Source organism: Pseudoalteromonas luteoviolacea (assembly GCF_018100925.1).
Classification (GTDB): Bacteria; Pseudomonadota; Gammaproteobacteria; order Enterobacterales; family Alteromonadaceae; genus Pseudoalteromonas; species Pseudoalteromonas obscura.
In genome coordinates this window covers 1-2867 of record NZ_JAGJEH010000033.1, presented here as the reverse complement: position 1 = coordinate 2867, position 2867 = coordinate 1, and the positions used below count along the sequence as shown (strand labels likewise).

General features: G+C 43.2%; 3 protein-coding genes. 2 read left to right on the top strand and 1 reads right to left on the bottom strand.

Going from position 1 to position 2867, the window contains the following annotated elements; translation table 11 throughout:
• On the top strand, positions 1-1705 hold a 1705-nt coding region (locus J8M00_RS27860; protein WP_211013627.1), incomplete at its 5' end, for a tetratricopeptide repeat protein.
• 4 nt (positions 1706-1709) lie between these two features.
• Positions 1710-1919, top strand: coding sequence for a hypothetical protein (locus tag J8M00_RS27855; RefSeq protein WP_211013626.1), 210 nt, complete (start codon positions 1710-1712; stop codon positions 1917-1919).
• A 32-nt stretch (positions 1920-1951) separates the two neighbouring features.
• Here J8M00_RS27855 and J8M00_RS27850 read toward each other — a convergent pair.
• A partial coding sequence (locus J8M00_RS27850) for a hypothetical protein (protein WP_211013625.1) occupies positions 1952-2867 on the bottom strand: 916 nt, incomplete at its 5' end.

Sequence of the window (2867 nt, the reverse complement as noted above, 5' to 3'; positions counted from 1 at the left end):
CGCTAAGGATGTTGATACTGCATTACAAGCAATCATAGATAGTGGCGATGTCGATAAAGCACGAGTTCTACTTTCACAGCTAATTGATGATAACGAAGACATCATTCTCAAACAGGCCGAGTATTATTATCAGCGCGGCTCGTTAACTTATCTTTATGAGTCTAAACAAACACTAAAAGATTTTGTCAGGGCGACGCAATTAAACCCTGAGCATAGAAATGCTTGGACTATGGCAGGTAATATTTATTGGCGAGTCGGTGAATTAGACAGCGCACTTCAAGCGTATCAACATGTTTTAAGCTTGGCTGAAAAGGCAGGTGATAATGAAGCCAAAGCCGTATCGTATGGCAATATTGGGGTTGTTTATAAAACAAAAGGCGATCTAGATAAGGCGCTTGAATATTACCAAAAGAGCCTGGAAATTGAAGAATCTCTAGGTCGTAGAGAAGGGATGGCCAGTGATTATGGTAATATAGGGAATGTATACCAAATACAAGGCAACCTAGATAAGGCGCTTGAGTATTACCAAAAGGGTCTTGAAATTAATGAGTCTTTAGGCCGCAAAGAAGGCATGTCCAATCAGTATGGTAATATTGGGATTGTTTATAAAACAAAAGGCGATCTAGATAAGGCGCTTGAATATTACCAAAAGAGCCTTGAAATCAATGAATCTCTAGACCGTAAAGAAGGTGTAGCTACCCAGTATGGTAATATTGGGGTTGTTTACCAAATACAAGGCAAACTAGATAAGGCGCTTGAGTATTACCAAAAGAGCCTGGAAATTGGTGAGTCTCTAGGTAACAAAGAGGGCATGGCCAGTAATTATGGCAATATGGGGAATGTTTACCAAACCCAAGGCAAGCTGGTTAAAGCGCTTGAGTATTACCAAAAGAGTCTGGAAATTAATGAGTCTCTAGGTCGTAGAGAAGGGATGGCCAGTGATTATGGTAATATAGGGAATGTATACCAAATACAAGGCGAGCTAGATAAGGCGCTTGAATATCACCAAAAGAGCCTTGAAATTGAAGAGTCTCTAGGTCGTAGAGAAGGGATGGCCAGTGATTATGGCAATATGGGGATTGTTTACCGAATCCAAGGCGAGTTAGATAAGGCGCTTGAATATTACCAAAAGAGCCTTGAAATTCATGAACCTCTAGGTAACAAACAAGGTATGGCGAGCCAGTATGGTAATATAGGGAATGTATACCAAATACAAGGCGAGCTAGATAAGGCGCTTGAATATTACCAAAAGAGTCTGGAAATTGAAGAATCTCTAGGTCGTAGAGAAGGGATGGCCAGTGATTATGGTAATATAGGGAATGTATACCAAATACAAGGCGAGCTAGATAAGGCGCTTGAGTATTATCAAAAGAGCCTTGAAGTCTATGAACCTCTAGGAAGCAAAGAAGGCATGGCGCGCCAGTATGGTAATAAGGGGAACGTTTACCTAGAAAAAGGCGAATTGGATAAGGCGCTTGAGTATTACCAAAAAAGCCTTGAAATCAATGAATCTTTTGGCCGCAAACAAGGCATGGCAAATCAGTATGCCAATATGGGCATATTATCTGAACTACAGGACGACCTCCACCAAGCAAAAGCGCATTGGGAAAAGGCCTTGGCATTATTCGAGCAAGTGGGCGCACAGCCCCAAATAGCGCAAGTGTCTAGCTGGCTTGCAAAACTAGAGAAAATAAAGGAGTCATAATTTTATGATGGAATGGTTTACCTCACTTGGTACAGGAGAGCAAATTGGTGCATTGACGCTATTGGTGACAATTATTGGCGTACTTGTCGCTATATTCAAAAAGTCAGGGCGCAGTGAGCCGCAAAAATCCGTTAACCAGAGCATATCGGGTAATAACATTGAAAACGCCGTACAAATAGGTGGGGATAACAAAGGTGAGCTGCCGAAAAAGTAGCAGCCACCATTTTATGTTAAATCAAGTTGTTTTCACTTAATCCAGCCTAATGGCTCTACCAACTGAGCGTTACCACATAAAACCTCTTGGCCATTAGCATCTAGCCGTGTTTGTTGGCCATCAATCATAAGAACTGAGTTGTCGTCACCCCAATTTGACCCGTTGTGAATGAGCTGGGTATACGCAAAGTTGATAAACACCTGATTTTTTCGCACCACAAAGTATGAAAGCGCTTTGACGCCTTTGCTGTTATTGCTCGGCGCAGTATGGCTAATCGGGGTGTGGATGATACTGGATGAGGGGTCGAGAGGCATGCTGGTGATGGCATAATCAATCGCTTTATTATGCCCCGCTGTAGACGTGCCCACTGACTTCGTCAGCGAATATAATAAGTCGCGCCCAGAATGAGGTTCACAGCTGTCAGTCACAAATACTGAGCGAGGCTGCATGAGACTCGTGGTTCTTTGATTATTCGCGTGTACGGTCATCGTGGCTTGGGTGTGGTAGTACACCAAGTAAATGTGTTGACTGGATGCCATGCTGGCACTGAGGTAAGTGGTGTTATTGATACTATCAAGCGCCGGGCTCCATGTTTGCCAAGTTGCGCCTGTGTCGTTAGTCAAAATACCAGAGAGTATATTACTTGCTGGGCGAGATAAATGTAGATTAGTTGCGGTATTGTCTTGTAAAGAGTCGGGCACCCAGTGACCATACCAGCCATTTTTTAAGTCCGGGCACTGTAATATTTTGGTAGGAGGGCCAAACACATCCATATGAGGGATGTTTCCAGATACACTTGGGCCCATAGTGGTTTGTGCCACAATGGCCGTTGGGGTGTCTTGATTGATGATAGTAAAGCCACTTGGCACGTCATTCACAGAGGCAAAAACTTGTGTGAAAGGGCATGTTTGTAGTCCTCGGTATTGACCTGTTTTCACCTGTAAATCG